The sequence below is a fragment of the Streptomyces sp. JNUCC 64 genome (assembly GCF_054484115.1).
Genome location: NZ_CM137015.1, coordinates 7,052,149 through 7,071,044, shown reverse-complemented (window position 1 = coordinate 7,071,044; position 18,896 = coordinate 7,052,149). Strand labels below are relative to the sequence as shown.

General features: G+C 72.3%; 1 protein-coding gene and 1 pseudogene. Both read left to right on the top strand.

Features of this window, described 5'->3' with window-relative positions:
- Window position 1: 1 nt before the first annotated feature.
- Window positions 2-11,545: a type I polyketide synthase gene (locus ACVWNX_RS29180; RefSeq protein WP_454414984.1), complete on the top strand. Its 11,544-nt coding sequence runs from the start codon at window positions 2-4 to the stop codon at window positions 11,543-11,545.
- A 126-nt stretch (window positions 11,546-11,671) separates the two neighbouring features.
- Window positions 11,672-18,859 (top strand): annotated as a pseudogene (locus tag ACVWNX_RS29175) (thioester reductase domain-containing protein); the annotation flags it as partial.
- Window positions 18,860-18,896 lie beyond the last annotated feature (37 nt).

Here is an 18,896-nt window from a genome sequence, read left to right as displayed (position 1 = left end):
CATCGCCTGCCATCACGAGCCACATCACGTCGGGGAGCTGAGACCAGTGGCGAACGAACAAGAACTCCGGGACTACCTGAAGAAGGCCATCGCGGACGCGCGGGACGCGCGCAAACGGCTGCGCGAAGTGGAGGACAAGGCCCAGGAGCCGATCGCGATCGTCGGTGTCGCCTGCCGCTACCCCGGCGGCGTCACCTCCCCCGAGGACCTCTGGCGCCTCGTCGCCGACGGCACCGACGCCATCAGCGAGTTCCCCACCAACCGCGGCTGGGACCTCGAACGCCTCTACGACGCCGACCCGGAGACGCCCGGGACGTCGTACACCCGGGAGGGCGGCTTCCTCCACGACGCCGACCGGTTCGACCCCGAATTCTTCGACATGTCACCGCGCGAGGCCCTGGCCATCGACCCCCAGCAGCGGCTCCTCCTGGAGACCGCCTGGGAGACCTTCGAGCGGGCGGGCATCGCCCCGGCGGCCCTCAGGGGTTCCCGGACCGGGGTGTTCACCGGGCTGATGTACAACGACTACGGTTCCCGACCCGACCTGCCCGCCGAGGGCAACGAGGGGTATCTGTTCTCGGGCAGCGCGGGAAGCATCGCCTCGGGCCGGATCGCCTACACCTTCGGGCTCGAGGGGCCGACGGTGACGGTGGACACGGCGTGCTCGTCCTCGCTGGTCGCGATGCACATGGCCGCGAACGCCCTGCGCTCCGGCGAATGCGACCTCGCCCTGGCCGGCGGCGCCGCCGTCATGTCCACGCCGACGGCCTTCGTCGAGTTCTCCCGGTTGCGGGGGCTGGCCCCGGACGGCCGCTGCAAGTCCTTCTCGGACGGCGCGGACGGCACCGGGTGGAGCGAGGGCGTCGGCCTGCTGCTGGTGGAACGGCTCTCCGACGCCCAGCGCAACGGACACCAGGTCCTCGCCGTGATCCGTGGCTCGGCCGTCAACCAGGACGGCGCCAGCAACGGGCTGACCGCCCCCAACGGCCCCTCCCAGGAACGCGTCATCAAGGACGCGCTGCTCGCCGCCGGGCTGACCACGGCGGATGTCGACGCCGTCGAGGCCCACGGCACCGGCACCACCCTCGGCGACCCCATCGAAGCCCAGGCCCTCCTCGCCACCTACGGACAGGACCGACCCGAGGGCCGACCCCTCTACCTCGGCTCCCTGAAGTCGAACATCGGTCACGCACAGGCCGCCGCGGGCGTCGGCGGCGTCATCAAGATGATCGAAGCGATGCGCCACGGCGTCCTCCCCCGGACCCTCCATGTGACGGAGCGCTCCCGTCATGTGGACTGGGAGGCGGGCGCGGTGGAGCTGCTGACCGAGGCCCGCGCCTGGCCGGAGACGGGGGAACGCCCGCGCCGCGCGGGGGTGTCGTCGTTCGGCTTCGGCGGGACCAACGCGCACGTGGTGATCGAGGAGGCGCCCGGCGCCAGGGTCCCGGCCGCACGGGCGACGGGCGACGGACCCGCTCCGGCCACCGAGGCCCCATCCGCCAGGGAGGACACCGCCACGGATTCCGCCTCCGGTCACACGGCCGGTCGCCCGACCCGCGCGGGCGACGTCAGCGGCACGACGGACGAGGCCAGCGGCACGGACGACGCGGACGGGCCGGGAAGCGCGGGAACCGCCAGCACCAGCACCAGCACCAGCACCAGCACCAGCACCAGCACCAGCACCAGCGGCGAACGGCCGGGAAGCGCGGAAGCGACGGACGGCGCCGGAGAACCGGTCGGCACCGGCGGAACGGACGGCACCGGAGAGCCCACGCTCACGGACGAGGTCAGGGCACGACTGACGGTGCTGGAGCGGGAGGCGGTGCCGGCGGTGGTGTGGACGCTCTCCGCGAAGACCCCGACCGCGCTCCACCACCAAGCCACCCAACTCCTCGACCACCTCCACCACCACCCCCACCTCACCCCCCACGACATCGCCCACACCCTCACCACCCAACGCACCCACTTCCACCACCGCACCACCCTCACCGCGACCACCCGCGAAACCCTCCTCGAAGCGCTCCACCACTACACCACCCACACCCCCCACCCCCACTACACCACCCACACCCCCACACCCCAACCCACCCTCGCCTACCTCCTCACCGGCCAAGGCTCCCAACACCCCCACATGGGACACCAACTCCACACCACCCACCCCGCCTACACCCACGCCTACAACACCACCGCCAACGCCCTCAACAAACACCTCCCCCAACCCCTCCAACACATCACCCACACCCCACAAATCCACCAGACCCAATACGCCCAACCCGCCCTCTTCGCCACCCAAGTCGCCCTCCACCACCTCCTCCAAACCCACAACATCACCCCCCACCACTACACCGGACACTCCCTCGGCGAACTCACCGCAGCCCACCTCACCGGCATCCTCACCCTCGAAGACGCCGCCCTCCTCATCACCACCCGCGCACGCCTCATGCAGAACACACCCCAAACCGGCACCATGATCGCCATCCAAGCCACCCCCCAGGAAATCACCCCCCACCTCACCCCCCACACCCACATCGCCGCCATCAACAGCCCCACCACCCTCATCATCTCCGGCGACACCCAACCCACCCACACCATCGCCCAACACTTCCAACAACAAGGACGCAAAACCACCACCCTCAACACCAGCCACGCATTCCACTCCCACCACATGAACCACATCCTCGACCAATTCCACCAAACCGCCACCACCATCACCTACCACCAACCCCACACACCCCTCACCACCAACACCAACGGCACACCCACCCCCACCCACCAACTCACCACCCCAGAACACTGGACCAACCAAATCCGCAACACCGTCCACCACACCCACAACCTCACCACCCTCCACCAACAACACCACACCACCCACTACCTCGAAATCGGACCCAACACCACCCTCACCCCCCACACCCACACCACACTCAACCACCACAACGAAAACTCAGACTCGCCCCGACCCTTCGTCGCGCTCTCCGTCCTCAACCCGAAGCACAGCGAGCCCCAGGCGTTCGCCAACGCCCTCGCCACCCTCCACAACACCGGCATCGACGTCGACTGGGACGCCCACCTCCAGAACGTCTCCGCCCAGACGGGAACCGCCTCCTCCCCCGTCGCCCTCCCCACCTACGCCTTCCAGCGCGAGCGCTACTGGCTCGACACCACGGACACCCGCACCGACGCGGGCGCACTCGGGCTGTCGCCCGTCGCCCATCCGCTGCTGGGGGCGGCGGTGCGGTTGGCGGACCGGGACGCGTACCTGTTCACCAGCAGGCTGTCGACGCGGACGCACCCCTGGCTCGCCGACCACGTCGTCGCGGACACCGTCCTCGTCCCCGGCACCGCCCTCCTCGAACTGGCCATGCGCGCGGGCGAACAGATCGGCGTCGAGTCCCTGGAGGAACTGACCCTCGCCGCGCCCCTGGTCCTGCCGGACGCGGACTCCATGCAGGTCCAGGTGATCGTCGCCGAAGCCGACGACGCGGGGCGGCGGAACGTCGAGATCCATTCCCGGCTCGCGACCGTCGACGGTGACGAGGGTCGGTCGTGGGTGTTGAACGCCTCCGGCACCCTCACCCCCCACCACACCCCCACACCCGAACCCACCACCGGCACCTGGCCCCCACCCGACACCACCGAAGTCCCCCTCCACCACATCTACGAACACCTCACCCAACACGGCTACACCTACGGACCCACCTTCCAAAACCTCCAACACCTCTGGCACAACCACGACCACACCCACCTCTACGCCGACATCACCCTCCCCCCCGACCAACACCCCCACACCCCCCACTACCTCCTCCACCCCGCACTCCTCGACTCCGCACTCCACCCCCTCCTCCCCGGCATCACCAACCCCCACCAACCCCCCACCCTCCCCTTCACCTTCACCGGAGTCACCCACCACAACACACCCACCACCACCCTCCGCATCCACCTCCACCACACCACCCCCACCACAACCACCCTCACCGCCACCACACCCACCGGACAACCCACCACCACCATCAACACCCTCCACCTCCGCCCCCTCAACACCCACAACCTCCACCAACCCACCCACCACCACCCCCTCCACCACACCACCTGGACACCCATACCCGAGAACACCACCAACACCGACACCACAGCCACCACCCCCGAAACCACCGTCAAGGTCATCGACCTCACCACCCCCGGCGACGGAAGCCCCGAATCCGTCCACCCCGCACTACGCCACGCCCTTGATGAAATTCAGCAAGCGCTCGCCGAACCCGACACCAACCCCCTGGTCGTGGTCACCCGCGGAGCCATCGCCACCCACCCCCACGAAGACATCACCGACCTCACCCACTCCACCATCTGGGGACTCACCCGCACCGCCCAAACCGAACACCCCCACCACATCACCCTCCTCGACCTCGACCCCACCACCCACCCCACACCCACCCACATCCACCAACTCGCCACCACCGCACACCACACCCCCCACCCCCAACTAGCCCAACGCAACAACCAACTCCTCACCCCCACCCTCACCCCCACACCCCTCACCACCCAACAGCCCCAAGCCAAGGCCAAGGCCAAGAACGACCCCGAGCCCGACACCAGCACCAGCACCAGCACCAGCACCAGCACCAGCACCCAACTCCCCGGCATCGACTGGACCGAAGGCACCATCCTCATCACCGGCGCCACCGGAACCCTCGGCACCGCACTCGCACGCCACCTCACCCACCACCACCACGCCAAACACCTCCTCCTCCTCTCCCGCACCGGACCCAACACACCCACAGCCACCCAACTCCACCAAGAACTCACCCAAGCAGGCACCCACGTCACCATCACCGCCTGCGACACCACCAACTACCACGACCTCGAAAAAACCATCCACGACATCCCCACCCAACACCCCCTCACCGCCATCATCCACACCGCAGGCACCCTCAACGACACCACACTCACCACCCTCACCCCCCACCACCTCAACACCGTCCTCCCACCCAAAACCGACACCGCCTGGAACCTCCACCACCTCACCAAAAACCACAACCTCAAAGCCTTCATCCTCTACTCATCCATCGCCGGACACATCGGCAACGCCGGACAAGCCAACTACGCCGCCGCCAACACCTACCTCGACGCCCTCGCCCACCACCGCCACGCCAACGGACTCCCCGCCCACTCCCTCGCCTGGGGACTCTGGAACCAAACCAGCACCCTCACCAACAACCTCCACACCAACGACCTGGAACGCATGAGGCAGTTGGGGCTTCTCCCCCTGGAAACGGACCAGGCACTCGAACTCTTCGACCTCGCCCTCACCACCCCCCACCCCGTCCTCGCCATCGCCCCCATCGACACCACCGTCGTCCGGCGGTCGGCGAATCCGCACGTCCTGTTCTCGGGTCTGGTGCCGACCGGCCGACGCCGCCGGGACCGGGTCGCACGGCCGGACGACTCCTCGTTCGCCGACCGGCTGTCGGCCCTGCCGGAGGCCGAGCGGACGCGGACCCTCGCCGATCTGGTCCGCGCGCACGTCGCCAGTGTCCTCGGGCACACGGATCCGGCCACGGTCGATCCGGAACGGCCCTTCCAGGAGCTGGGGTTCGACTCGCTCACCGCCGTCGAACTCCGCAACCAGCTCAACGACGCCACCGGCCTCCGCCTCCCCAGCACCCTCGTCTTCGACCACCCCAGTCCCGCCGCGCTGACCGGACATCTGATGACCCGGCTGTCCGGCACGGAGCCGGCCCCCGCTCCCGTGGCCGCGACGGTGGAGCACACCGCGTCCGAGCCGATCGCGATCGTGGGGATGGCCTGCCGCTACCCCGGCGGCGTCACCTCCCCCGACGACCTCTGGCACCTCGTCGCCAACGGCACCGACGCCATCACCGAGTTCCCCACCAACCGCGGCTGGAACCTCGAACACCTCTACCACCCCGACCCCGACCACACCGGCACCACCTACACCCGCCACGGAGGATTCCTCCACGACGCCGACCAGTTCGACCCCGAATTCTTCGGACTCTCCCCCCGCGAAGCCCTGGCCACCGATCCTCAGCAGCGGCTGCTCCTGGAGACCGCCTGGGAGACCTTCGAGAACGCGGGGCTGGTGCCCTCCTCCCTCAAGGGCTCCCGGACCGGGGTGTTCACCGGGGTGATGTACCACGACTACGGAACGGGCGTCGAAGGGGTGCCCGAGGACCTGGAGGGGTACCTCGCGGGCGGCAACGCCGGGAGCATCGCGTCCGGCCGCATCTCGTACACCCTGGGCCTGGAGGGTCCGGCCGTCACGGTGGACACGGCGTGCTCGTCCTCGCTGGTCGCGATGCACATGGCCGCGAACGCCCTGCGCTCCGGCGAATGCGACCTCGCCCTGGCCGGCGGCGTCACCGTGATGGCGTCACCGATGTCGTTCGTCGAGTTCTCCCGCCAGCGGGGCCTCTCGCCCGACGGCCGCTGCAAGCCGTTCGCGGACGGCGCGGACGGCACCGGGTGGAGCGAGGGCGTCGGCCTGCTGCTGGTGGAACGACTGTCGGACGCGCAACGTAACGGACACCAGGTCCTCGCCGTGATCCGTGGCTCGGCCGTCAACCAGGACGGCGCCAGCAACGGACTCACCGCCCCCAACGGCCCCTCCCAGGAACGCGTCATCCGCCAGGCCCTCACCAACGCCGGACTCACCACGGCGGACGTCGACGCCGTCGAGGCCCACGGCACCGGCACCACCCTCGGCGACCCCATCGAAGCCCAGGCCCTCCTCGCCACCTACGGACAGGACCGACCCCACGACCGACCCCTCTACCTCGGCTCCCTCAAATCCAACATCGGGCACACCCAAGCCGCCGCGGGCGTCGGCAGCGTCATCAAGATGGTGCAGGCGATGCGGCACGGGGTACTGCCCAAGACCCTCCATGTGGACCGGCCGTCGCAGCACGTCGACTGGGACACGGGCGCCGTGGAACTCCTCACCGAGGCCCGCCCCTGGTCCGACGGGGAGGGTCGCCCCCGACGGGCGGCGGTCTCCTCGTTCGGCATCAGCGGCACCAACGCACACGTGATCATCGAGGCTCCCGAGGCGGAGCCGAGCGTGCCCCGGTTGGTGGTGTCGGAGCGGGAGGCGGTGCCGGCGGTGGTGTGGACGCTCTCCGCGAAGACCCCGACCGCGCTCCACCACCAAGCCACCCAACTCCTCGACCACCTCCACCACCACCCCCACCTCACCCCCCACGACATCGCCCACACCCTCACCACCCAACGCACCCACTTCCACCACCGCACCACCCTCACCGCGACCACCCGCGAAACCCTCCTCGAAGCGCTCCACCACTACACCACCCACACCCCCCACCCCCACTACACCACCCACACCCCCACACCCCAACCCACCCTCGCCTACCTCCTCACCGGCCAAGGCTCCCAACACCCCCACATGGGACACCAACTCCACACCACCCACCCCGCCTACACCCACGCCTACAACACCACCGCCAACGCCCTCAACAAACACCTCCCCCAACCCCTCCAACACATCACCCACACCCCACAAATCCACCAGACCCAATACGCCCAACCCGCCCTCTTCGCCACCCAAGTCGCCCTCCACCACCTCCTCCAAACCCACAACATCACCCCCCACCACTACACCGGACACTCCCTCGGCGAACTCACCGCAGCCCACCTCACCGGCATCCTCACCCTCGAAGACGCCGCCCTCCTCATCACCACCCGCGCACGCCTCATGCAGAACACCCCCCGAACCGGCACCATGATCGCCATCCAAGCCACCCCCCAGGAAATCACCCCCCACCTCACCCCCCACACCCACATCGCCGCCATCAACAGCCCCACCACCCTCATCATCTCCGGCGACACCCAACCCACCCACACCATCGCCCAACACTTCCAACAACAAGGACGCAAAACCACCACCCTCAACACCAGCCACGCATTCCACTCCCACCACATGAACCACATCCTCGACCAATTCCACCAAACCGCCACCACCATCACCTACCACCAACCCCACACACCCCTCACCACCAACACCAACGGCACACCCACACCCACCCACCAACTCACCACCCCAGAACACTGGACCAACCAAATCCGCAACACCGTCCACCACACCCACAACCTCACCACCCTCCACCAACAACACCACACCACCCACTACCTCGAAATCGGACCCAACACCACCCTCACCCCCCACACCCACACCACACTCAACCACCACAACGAACTCCAAGCCGAAAGCGGAAACGGCCGCGGAGACGGAAACGGAAAAGCGAACGGGACCGGCGGGAACCGGAATTCCGGCGGTGCGCCCACCACCTACACCGCCCTCTCCGTCCTCAACCCGAAGTACAGCGAGAACGAGGCCTACGCCACCGCCCTCGCCACCCTCCACAACACCGGCATCGAGGTCGACTGGGACGCCTACCACCGCAGTGGCGCGGCCCCGGACGCCCCTGCCCCCCGCCCCGTCACCCTCCCCACCTACTCCTTCCAGCGCCAGCGCTACTGGCTCCGGGACCACACCCGAGGCGGCTCCGCCGCCTCGGCGCCCGGCGGCCTGGGACACCCGCTGCTGACCTCCAAGGTCGAACGCGCCGACCAGGCCGGCACGCTCTTCACCGGACGCGCCTCACTGAGCGCCCAGCCGTGGCTGGCCGGACACACGGTGGGCGAGGACGCCGTCCTGCCCGCCTCCGCGCTGGTCGAACTCGCGCTGCGGGCCGGGGACGAGCTGGGCGCGACGACGGTCGAGTCCCTCACCGTCCGCACGCCCGCCGTCCTGCCTCGCGGCGGGGCCGTGGAACTCCAGCTCACCGTCACGCCGGAGCCGGAGCCGGAGGACGACGGCCGGGACGACGGCCGGGACGACGGCCACGGGGTCCGGTACGCCTTCGTGCTGCACGCGCGGTCCGCGAAGGAGGACGACGGTCCCTGGGCGGCGTACGCCGACGGCGTGCTCTCCACGTCCGGCGCGACCACGGACGGGACCACGACCGCCGCCGACGCGGGCGCGGGCACCGACCCGGACACGGGCACGGCCTCCGCCGGGGAGCCCGAGCCGGTGGAGCTGCCGACGGAGGAGCACGCCGAGGCGGGGCGCTACGGGGTCCACCCCGAGTTGCTCGACCTCGCCGTCCACGTGCCCGGAGCGCTGTCGGCCGCCGGGAACGCCGCGCCGGGCACCGTGCGCGTTCCCACCGAGTGGCACGCCGTCAGGCTGCACGCCACGGGAGCGACGGCGGTGGCGGTGCGGACCACCGACCTCGGCACGGGGGCCGTCGGGATCGAGCTGACCGACGCCGACGACCGGCCGGTGCTCTCCGTCGGGCGGCTGGTGTTCCACGACGTACCGGAGGCGGCGTTCGTCCACTCCGGGACCGCCGCGCCGCCCCTGTTCCACCTGGAGTGGGGCGCGGCTCCGTCCGACGGGTCCGGCGGCCCCCTGCGGTGGGGCGTGCTCGGCGGGACGGACGGCGTGGCGGGGGCGACCGCGTTCACGGACGTGGCGGCGGTCGCCAAGGCGGTGGAGTCCGGTACGGCGGCCGTGGACGCGGTACGGGTGTGGGCGCTGCCCGACCCCGCGACGGACCCGGACGCCATGACGGCCCGGGACTCCGCGACGAACCTTGACACGGTGACGACCCTGGGCGTCGTGGCGGACCCGGACGCCATGACGGCCGAGGACGTCGTGACGGACCCGGGCGCCATGACGGGTGCGGGCGCCGTGACGGACCCGGGCGCCGTGACGGGTGCGGGCGCCGTGACGGGTCCGGACGTCGTCGCGGATCTGCGTGGGCGGACGGCACGGCTGCTGCGCGTGGTGCGGGAGTGGCTGGCCGACGACCGGCTCGCGGACGTGCCCCTGGCCGTGCTCACCCGGGGTGCCGTGGACACCGGCGGCGAGGGCGTTCCCGACCCGGTGGGCGCCGCCGTGTGGGGGCTGCTGAGGGCCGCTCAGGCGGAGGCGCCCGGGCGTTTCGTCCTGGTGGACCTGGACGGTTCCGGCGTCGCGGCCCCGGGCGGACGGGAACGGCCGCTGCCTCCGGGCGGGGAACTGCCGCCGTCGGACGAGCGGCTGTTGTCGTCCGTCGTGGCGTCCGGCGAGCCCCAGGCGGCCCTGCGCGGGTCCGGGGTCCGGCTGCCGCGGCTACGGCGGGGGGCGGCCGGTTCGGCGACGGCGGCGGAGTCCGCCGTCGCCTGGGACCCGGACGGCACCGTACTCGTCACCGGGGGGACGGGTGCGCTGGGTTCCCTGGTCGCCCGGCGGCTGGTGGCGGACCACGGTGTGCGGCGGCTGCTGCTGCTCGGCCGTCGTGGGGCCGGGGCCCCCGGTGCGGCGGAGCTCCGGGCGGAGCTGGCCGGGGCGGGTGCCGAGGTCTCGGTGGTGGCCTGTGACGTGGCGGACCGCGAGGCGCTGGCCCGGGTCCTGGCCGAGGTACCGCCGGACCGGCCGCTGACCGGTGTGGTGCACACGGCGGGCGTGCTCGACAACGCGCTGATCGGGGATCTGACACCGGAGCGCCTCGCCGCGGTGCTGCGGCCGAAGGCGGACGCCGCCTGGCACCTGCACGAACTCACCCGGGACCTCGACCTCACGGCCTTCGTCCTCTTCTCGTCCAGCGTGGCCGTCGTCGGCGGACCGGGGCAGGCCGACTACGCGGCCGCCAACGCGTTCCTCGACGGGCTGGCGGGGCACCGCGCCGGTGGCGGGCTGGTGGCGACGTCGATCGCCTGGGGCCTGTGGGACGTGTCGGGGGGCATCAACGCGGACCTGGGCGAGGCCAACCGCAAGCGGTACGAGCGGGAGGGCTTCCGTCCGGTCGGCGCCGGGGAGGGGGCGGAGCTGCTGCGGGCGGCGCTCGTCGAGGGCGAGTCCCAGGTGGTCGCGCTGCCCGTGGACCTGTCCGCGATGCGCGCCCACGGGCAGGTGCCCCCGGTGTTCCAGGCGCTGGTCAGGGGCCCCCGGCGGACCGCGCGGGCCGTGGCGGAGCGGAGCGCCGGGACGCTGGGCGAGCGGCTCGCCGCGCTGCCCGGGGAGGAGCGGCGCGGCACGCTGCTCGATCTGGTGCGGGCCGAGATCGCGACGGTGCTGGGCCACGCCGACGGGGACACCATCGCGGCGGAGCGGCCCTTCCAGGAGCTGGGCTTCGACTCGATGACCGCCGTGGACCTGCGCAACCGGATGGTCGCCCTGACCGGGTTGCGGCTGCCCGCGACCCTGGCCTTCGACCATCCGAACCCGGCCGCGCTCGGCGACTGGCTGCTGGGCCGTCTGGCACCGGACCCGGCGGACGGCGCACCGGTGCCCGTGCTGGCCGAACTGGACCGTCTGGAGGCGGCGCTGGCGACGGCGGGCGACGGCGACCCGGCGGTGCGGGAGACGGTCGTCGAGCGGCTGCGGTCGCTGCTGACCCGGTGGGACGGCACGTCGTCGACGCCGGACGGGGGTGCTGCGCCGGATGTGGCCGAGTCCCTGGAGTCGGCTTCGGCGGCGGAGATCCTCGACTTCATCGACACCCAGCTCGGCCGGTCCTCGGACTGACCCGCGAGGCCCGACCCCCAGGGCGTCGGCACCGGCCGCGCCCGCGCCGAACGAGGAGAGACGGAACCGGTCATGGCGAATCAGCCGAACGAAGAGAAGCTGGTCGAGTACCTGAAGTGGGTGACCGCCGATCTGCACAAGGCGCGTCAGCGGATCACGGACATGGAGGCGGAGCGGCGCGAGCCCATCGCGGTCGTCGGGATGGCCTGCCGTTTCCCGGGCGGGGTGCGTTCTCCGGAGGACCTGTGGCGTCTCGTCCGGGACGGGGTCGACGGGACCTCCGAGTGGCCGACGGACCGCGGCTGGGACGTGGAGGGGCTCTACGACCCGGAGCCGGGGACGGCCGGGCGGTCGTACACCCGTCGCGGGGGGTTCCTGGACGAGGCGACGGAGTTCGACGCCGCGTTCTTCGGGATCTCCCCGCGCGAGGCCCTGGGGATGGATCCGCAGCAGCGGGTGCTGCTGGAGACGGCCTGGGAGGTCTTCGAGAGCGCGGGGCTGGACCCGGCGGCGCTGCGGGGCACCCGGACGGGGGTGTTCGCCGGGGTGGTGGAGCAGAGCTATCTGGATCGTGAGGGGCCCGAGGAACTGGAGGGCTATCTGATGACCAGCAAGCTCAGCAGTGTCGCCTCGGGCCGGATCGCGTACACCTTCGGCTTCGAGGGACCGGCGGTGTCGGTGGACACGGCCTGCTCCTCGTCGCTGGTGGCCCTGCACATGGCGATCCAGTCGCTGCGTTCGGGCGAGTCGTCCCTGGCCCTCGCGGGCGGGGTGACGGTCTCGGGGTCACCGAGCGGGTTCGTCGACTTCTCCCGGCAGCGGGGCCTCTCGCCCGACGGCCGCTGCAAGTCGTTCGCGGACGGCGCGGACGGCACCGGGTGGAGCGAGGGCGTCGGCCTGCTGCTGGTGGAGCGGCTGTCGGACGCCCGCCGCAACGGGCACCGGGTGCTGGCGGTGCTGCGGGGCAGCGCGGTGAACCAGGACGGCGCCAGCAACGGACTGACCGCCCCCAACGGCCCCTCCCAGGAACGCGTCATCCGCCAGGCCCTCACCAACGCCGGACTCACCACGGCGGACGTGGACGCCGTCGAAGCCCACGGCACCGGCACCACCCTCGGCGACCCCATCGAAGCCCAGGCCCTCCTCGCCACCTACGGACAGGACCGGCCCGACGACCGCCCCCTCTACCTCGGCTCCCTCAAGTCCAACATCGGGCACTCCGTGGCGGCGGCGGGTGTCGGCGGCGTCATCAAGATGATCGAGGCGATACGGCACGGGGTGCTGCCCAAGACCCTGCACGTGGACCGGCCGTCGCGTCATGTGGACTGGGACGCGGGCGCGGTGGAACTGCTGACCGAGGCCCGGGCCTGGCCGGAGACGGAGGGACGCCCGCGCCGCGCGGGCGTCTCCGCCTTCGGGGTGAGCGGGACGAACGCGCACCTCGTGGTCGAGGAGGCACCCGCCCCGAAGCCGGAACCGGCTTCGGACGCGGAGGGGGTGAGGGAATCCGGAGAGCCGGAGGGCTCAAAGGAGCGGAAGGACCCGGAGGGACCGGAGGGACCGGAGGGACCGGAGGGACCGGAGGGACCGGAGGGACCGGAGGGACCGGAGACGTCGGCCCCCGGAACGGGGGAGGACCCCGGAGCGCCCGGGAGCCGGTCGGCGACGGACCGGAACGGGACGGACGCGCGCCGTCCGGCGGCGGACCTGAACGGGACGAGCGGAAACGTTCAGGCAGCGGAGGCGGTGACCGTCGCGCCGGAAAGCCCGGAAGCCGCCGGAACGGAAGGCATCGGTCCGGAAAGCGCGGAAGCCGTCGGGACGGAGGGAACGGGGGCCGTCGGGACGGAGACCGGGGACGGGCGGGGGACGGTCCCGCCCGCAGGGCCCCCCACCGCCCCGGCGGTCACCTGGCTGCTGTCCGGCAGGACCCCGGACGCGGTGGCCGCCCAGGCGCGACGGCTGCTCACCCACGTCGAGGAGCGGCCCTCGCTCTCCCCGCTGGACGTCGGGTACACCCTGGCCACCGAGCGGGCCGCCTTCGAGCACCGGGCCGCCGTCTCGGGCACCGACCGGGAGACCCTCCTCGAAGCGCTCCACCACTACACCACCCACACCCCCCACCCCCACTACACCACCCACACCCCCACACCCCAACCCACCCTCGCCTACCTCCTCACCGGCCAAGGCTCCCAACACCCCCACATGGGACACCAACTCCACACCACCCACCCCGCCTACACCCACGCCTACAACACCACCGCCAACGCCCTCAACAAACACCTCCCCCAACCCCTCCAACACATCACCCACACCCCACAAATCCACCAGACCCAATACGCCCAACCCGCCCTCTTCGCCACCCAAGTCGCCCTCCACCACCTCCTCCAAACCCACAACATCACCCCCCACCACTACACCGGACACTCCCTCGGCGAACTCACCGCAGCCCACCTCACCGGCATCCTCACCCTCGAAGACGCCGCCCTCCTCATCACCACCCGCGCACGCCTCATGCAGAACACCCCCCAAACCGGCACCATGATCGCCATCCAAGCCACCCCCCAGGAAATCACCCCCCACCTCACCCCCCACACCCACATCGCCGCCATCAACAGCCCCACCACCCTCATCATCTCCGGCGACACCCAACCCACCCACACCATCGCCCAACACTTCCAACAACAAGGACGCAAAACCACCACCCTCAACACCAGCCACGCATTCCACTCCCACCACATGAACCACATCCTCGACCAATTCCACCAAACCGCCACCACCATCACCTACCACCAACCCCACACCCCCCTCACCACCAACACCAACGGCACACCCACACCCACCCACCAACTCACCACCCCAGAACACTGGACCAACCAAATCCGCAACACCGTCCACCACACCCACAACCTCACCACCCTCCACCAACAACACCACACCACCCACTACCTCGAAATCGGACCCAACACCACCCTCACCCCCCACACCCACACCACACTCAACGACCCCGACATCACCGCGTTCTCCGTCCTCGACCCCAAGTACAGCGAGAACGACTCCTACGCCACCGCCCTCGCCACCCTCCACAACACCGGCTTCGACGTCGACTGGGACGCCTACTTCCGCAGCGCCTCCGCCCGCACCGGGAGGGCCCCCTCCCCCGTCGCCCTCCCCACCTACGCCTTCCAACGCGAGCGCTACTGGCTGCGGGACGCGGCACCGGTCGTGGACGCCGCCGGGCTGGGGCTGCGTCCGGGGGCGCATCCGCTGCTCGGCGCCAAGGTGGAACGGGCCGACGGGGACGGTGCGTTGTTCACCGGCCGGGTCTCGGCACGGCTCCATCCCTGGCTGACCGCGCACTCCGCGCACGGCTCCACCGTCCTGCCGCCCGCCGCGATCGTCGACCTCGTCGTCCGGGCCGGGGACGAACTCGGCGCCACGGCGCTCGGGACCCTCTCCCTCGCCGGACCCCCCGTCCTCCCGGCGGACGGGGCGCTCCAGCTCCAGCTCACCGTCGACCCACCCGACGAGGAGGGGACGCGGGCCTTCGCCCTGCACGGCCGCCCCGACGGCGACGACGTCCCGTGGACGGCCCTCGCCGGCGGACGGCTGGACTCCGGCCCCGCCCGGCCGGTGGCGGCCGGGGAGACGGCGCCGCCCCCGGAGGCCGAACGGATCGCCCCCGACGCGACGGACGCCGCGCTCGGCGTGACGGAGCTGTGGCGGCACGGGACGGAGGTCTTCGCGGAGGTCGTCCTCCCCGAGGAACGGCGGTCCGAGGCGGCCGGGTTCGGTCTGCACCCCGCGCTCCTCGAAGCGGCGCTGCGCGCCGCCACGACTCCCGCCCCGGCCCCTCGTCCGGAGGGCGGGAGGGTGAACGGCACGGGGAACGACGTCGGCCCTTCCCCCGACGACGACCGGCCCGGCCGGCCGGCCGGTCTCGCCGTCCGGTGGGAGGACGTCCGGCTGCACGCCACCGGGGCGACCGCGCTGCGGGTGCGGGCCGTGCCGGAGACCGGGCCCCGGGGACGGGCGGACACCGTGTCCCTGCTGCTGTCGGACCTCGCGGGCGGCCCGGTCGCCACCGTCGCCGCCGTGACCACCCGGCCGGTGGCGCCCGAGGAGGTCGGCCGCGCGCTGGCCCGGGGCGAGGACGCCCTGTTCCGGGTGGACTGGCGGCCGGTCGGGCTGCCGGTGCCGTCGGCACCGGCGGCGGTGGCCGTCCTGGGCGGCGAGTACCCCGGTGTGGACGCGGCGGCGAGGGCCCTGGCGGCCGGGACCCCGTTCGACGCGCTGCTGGTGCCGCCGGGGGCCGCCCCGGACGACATGGTGACGGCGGTCCACACCCGTACCCGCCGGGCCCTGTACCTGGTCCAGGAGTGGCTCGCGGACGAGCGGTGCGGTGACACCCCGCTGGTCGTGGTCACCCGGGGCGCGGTCGCGGCCCGGTCCGGCGAGGCGGTGGACCCGTCGGCCGCCGCGGTCTGGGGGCTGTTGCGCTCGGTGCAGTCGGAGGCCCCCGGGCGGATCGTCCTCGTGGACACCGACGGCGGAGCCGACGGGAACGCGCGCGGGACCGACGGCACGGACGACGACGACGGTGACGTCCCGCCCCCGGCCCTGCTGGCCGCCGTACTGGCCGCCGGGGAACCGCAGACGGCGGTGCGCGGCGGGACGGTCCTGCTGCCCGCGCTGGCCCGCGCCCCGGGCCCGGGGAACGGCCCCGCCCTCCGGCCCACGACCGAGCCCGTCCCGACCGCCACGGCTACCGCCACCGCCACGACCACCAGCACCAGCACCAGCACCAGCACCAGCACCAGCACCAGCACCAGCACCAGCACCAGCACAGGAACGACAACGGCACCGGCACCGGCACCGGACTCCGACAACACCACCGGCGGCACGGCGGGCACGGGCCGCTGGGACCCCCGGGGAACGGTCCTGATCACGGGCGGCACCGGCAGCCTCGGCGCCCTGTTCGCCCGGCACCTCGCCGCCGTCCACGGCGTCCGCCATCTGCTGCTGCTCAGCAGGCGCGGCGGCGACGCCCCCGCCGTGGCCGCGCTCCGGGCCGAACTCGCCGGGTACGGGGCCACCGTCACCGTGGTGGCCTGTGACGCGGCGGACCGCGAGGCGCTGGCCCGGGTCCTGGCCGAGGTACCGCCGGACCGGCCGCTGACCGGTGTGGTGCACGCGGCGGGCGTCAGCGACGACGGGCTGGCCGCCGGTCTGACCCCCGAGCGCCTCGCCGCGGTGCTGCGGCCGAAGGCGGACGCCGCCTGGCACCTGCACGAACTCACCCGGGACCTCGACCTCACGGCCTTCGTCCTCTTCTCCTCGATCGCCGGGGTGATCGGCGGCGCGGGACAGTCCTCCTACGCCGCCGCCAACGCGTTCCTCGACGGGCTGGCCGCGCTCCGGGCCGCCGACGGACGACCGGCGACCTCGGTGGCCTGGGGCCTGTGGGCGCCGGTGGCGGGCCCGGCGGGCGGGGCGGTCTCCGGCATCACCGGCGATCTGGACGCGGCGGACCTGGCCCGGATCGCCCGGGCCGGTTTCCGGCCGATCGCGTCCGAGCGGGGCCCGGGCCTCCTGGACCTCGTCCTCGCCGGGTCCGACCCGGTCCCGGTGGTCACCCCGCTGGACCTGGCGGCCCTGCGGCAGCGTCCCGAGCGGGCGCCGTGGCTGCTGACCGGGCTGCTGCGACGGCCGCTGCGACGGGCCGCCGTCAACTCCGCCGCCGGCGGCGGGAACCTGGCGGCACGGCTGGCCGGGCTGCCGGAGCCGGAGCAGCTCGCCGCGGTGCTGACCACGGTGACCACGGAGATGTCCTCGGTGCTCGGCCACGGCGACGCCTCGGCGATCGACCCGGAACGGTCCTTCACCCAGCTGGGCTTCGACTCGCTGACCTCGGTGGAGCTGCGCAACCGGCTGGGCGAGGCGGTCGGGCTGCGGCTCCCGGCGACCCTGGTCTTCGACCACCCCTCGCCCCGGGCGATGGCCGGGCACCTGCGGACCGCCCTGCTGGCGGGGGCGGACGCCGGAGCGTCCGCCGGGAGCGCGGCGGACCCCGGCGACGGGGTGGACTACGCGGCGGAGGTCACGCTGGACGACGCGATCCGCCCCGCCGACGAGGTCGTCCGGGCCGTCGACGACCCCGCCGAGATCCTGCTGACCGGTGCCACGGGCTTCCTCGGCGCGTTCCTGCTGCGGGATCTGATGCGGGAGACCCGGGGCGTCCTGCACTGCCTGGTGCGGGCCGCCGACGAGCGCGACGGGCTGCGGCGGCTGCGGGAGAACCTGCAGTGGTACCGGGTCTGGGACGAGGTGGACGAGTCCCGGATCAGGGTCGTCGTCGGCGATCTGGCCGAGCCCCGGCTGGGGCTGGCCGAGGAGGCGTTCGACGCGCTGGCCCGGACCGTGGACGTCGTCTACCACGCGGGGGCGACCGTGCACTGGCTGCGCCCGTACGCGTCGCTGCGGGACGCCAACGTCGGGGGCACCCGGGAGGTGCTGCGGCTGGCGGCGCGGCACCGGACCGTGCCGGTGCACTACCTGTCGACCACCGGGGTCTTCGCCGGGGGCGCCGGGGGCGCCGGGGGCGGCGCGCCGCTCGGGGTGGACGATCCGACGGGGCCCGTGGCGGAGCTGCCCAGCGGCTATCTGCGCAGCAAGTGGGTGGCCGAGCGGGTCATCGGGCTGGCCCGGGACCGGGGGCTGCCGGTGTCGGTGCACCGGGTGGACGTGATCTCGGGGGACCGGGTCAACGGCGCCTGCCAGACCAGGGACTTCGTGTGGCTGAGCCTGCGCGGGCTGATCGAGGCGGGCGCGGTGCCCGAGGGGCTCGTCGGCCGGGTCCATCTGACGCCCGTCGACTACGTCAGCGCGGCGGTCGTGGCGCTGTCGCGGCGCGCGGAGACCGCGTCGGGCACGTTCCACCTGTTCAACCAGAGTCATCTGAGCTTCGCGGAGTTCGTCGGCGAACTGCGGGCGTCCGGCTACGGACTGGCCGAACTGGACCGGGCCGCCTGGCGGGCCCGGGTGACGGCGGACGCCGGGAACGCGATGCTCCCGCTGCTGGAGGCGTTCGAGATGATGGCCGACGACAACGAGCGCTTCTATCCGCCGGTCGACACCAGCGTGGCCGAGCGCGCGCTGGAGGGCAGCGGGATCGTCTGCCCGGAGATGACCGTCGCGCTCTTCGACCGGTACGTGCGCTTCTTCGTCGAGGCCGGTTTCCTGCCTCCGGCCGACGGGTCCCCCGGGGCCCGGGGGACCCTCGTGACCGCGGGCGTCCCGTCGGAGGCCGTCTGACCCCGGGCCCGTCCCGGACCCCACGGCCCCGGCGCTC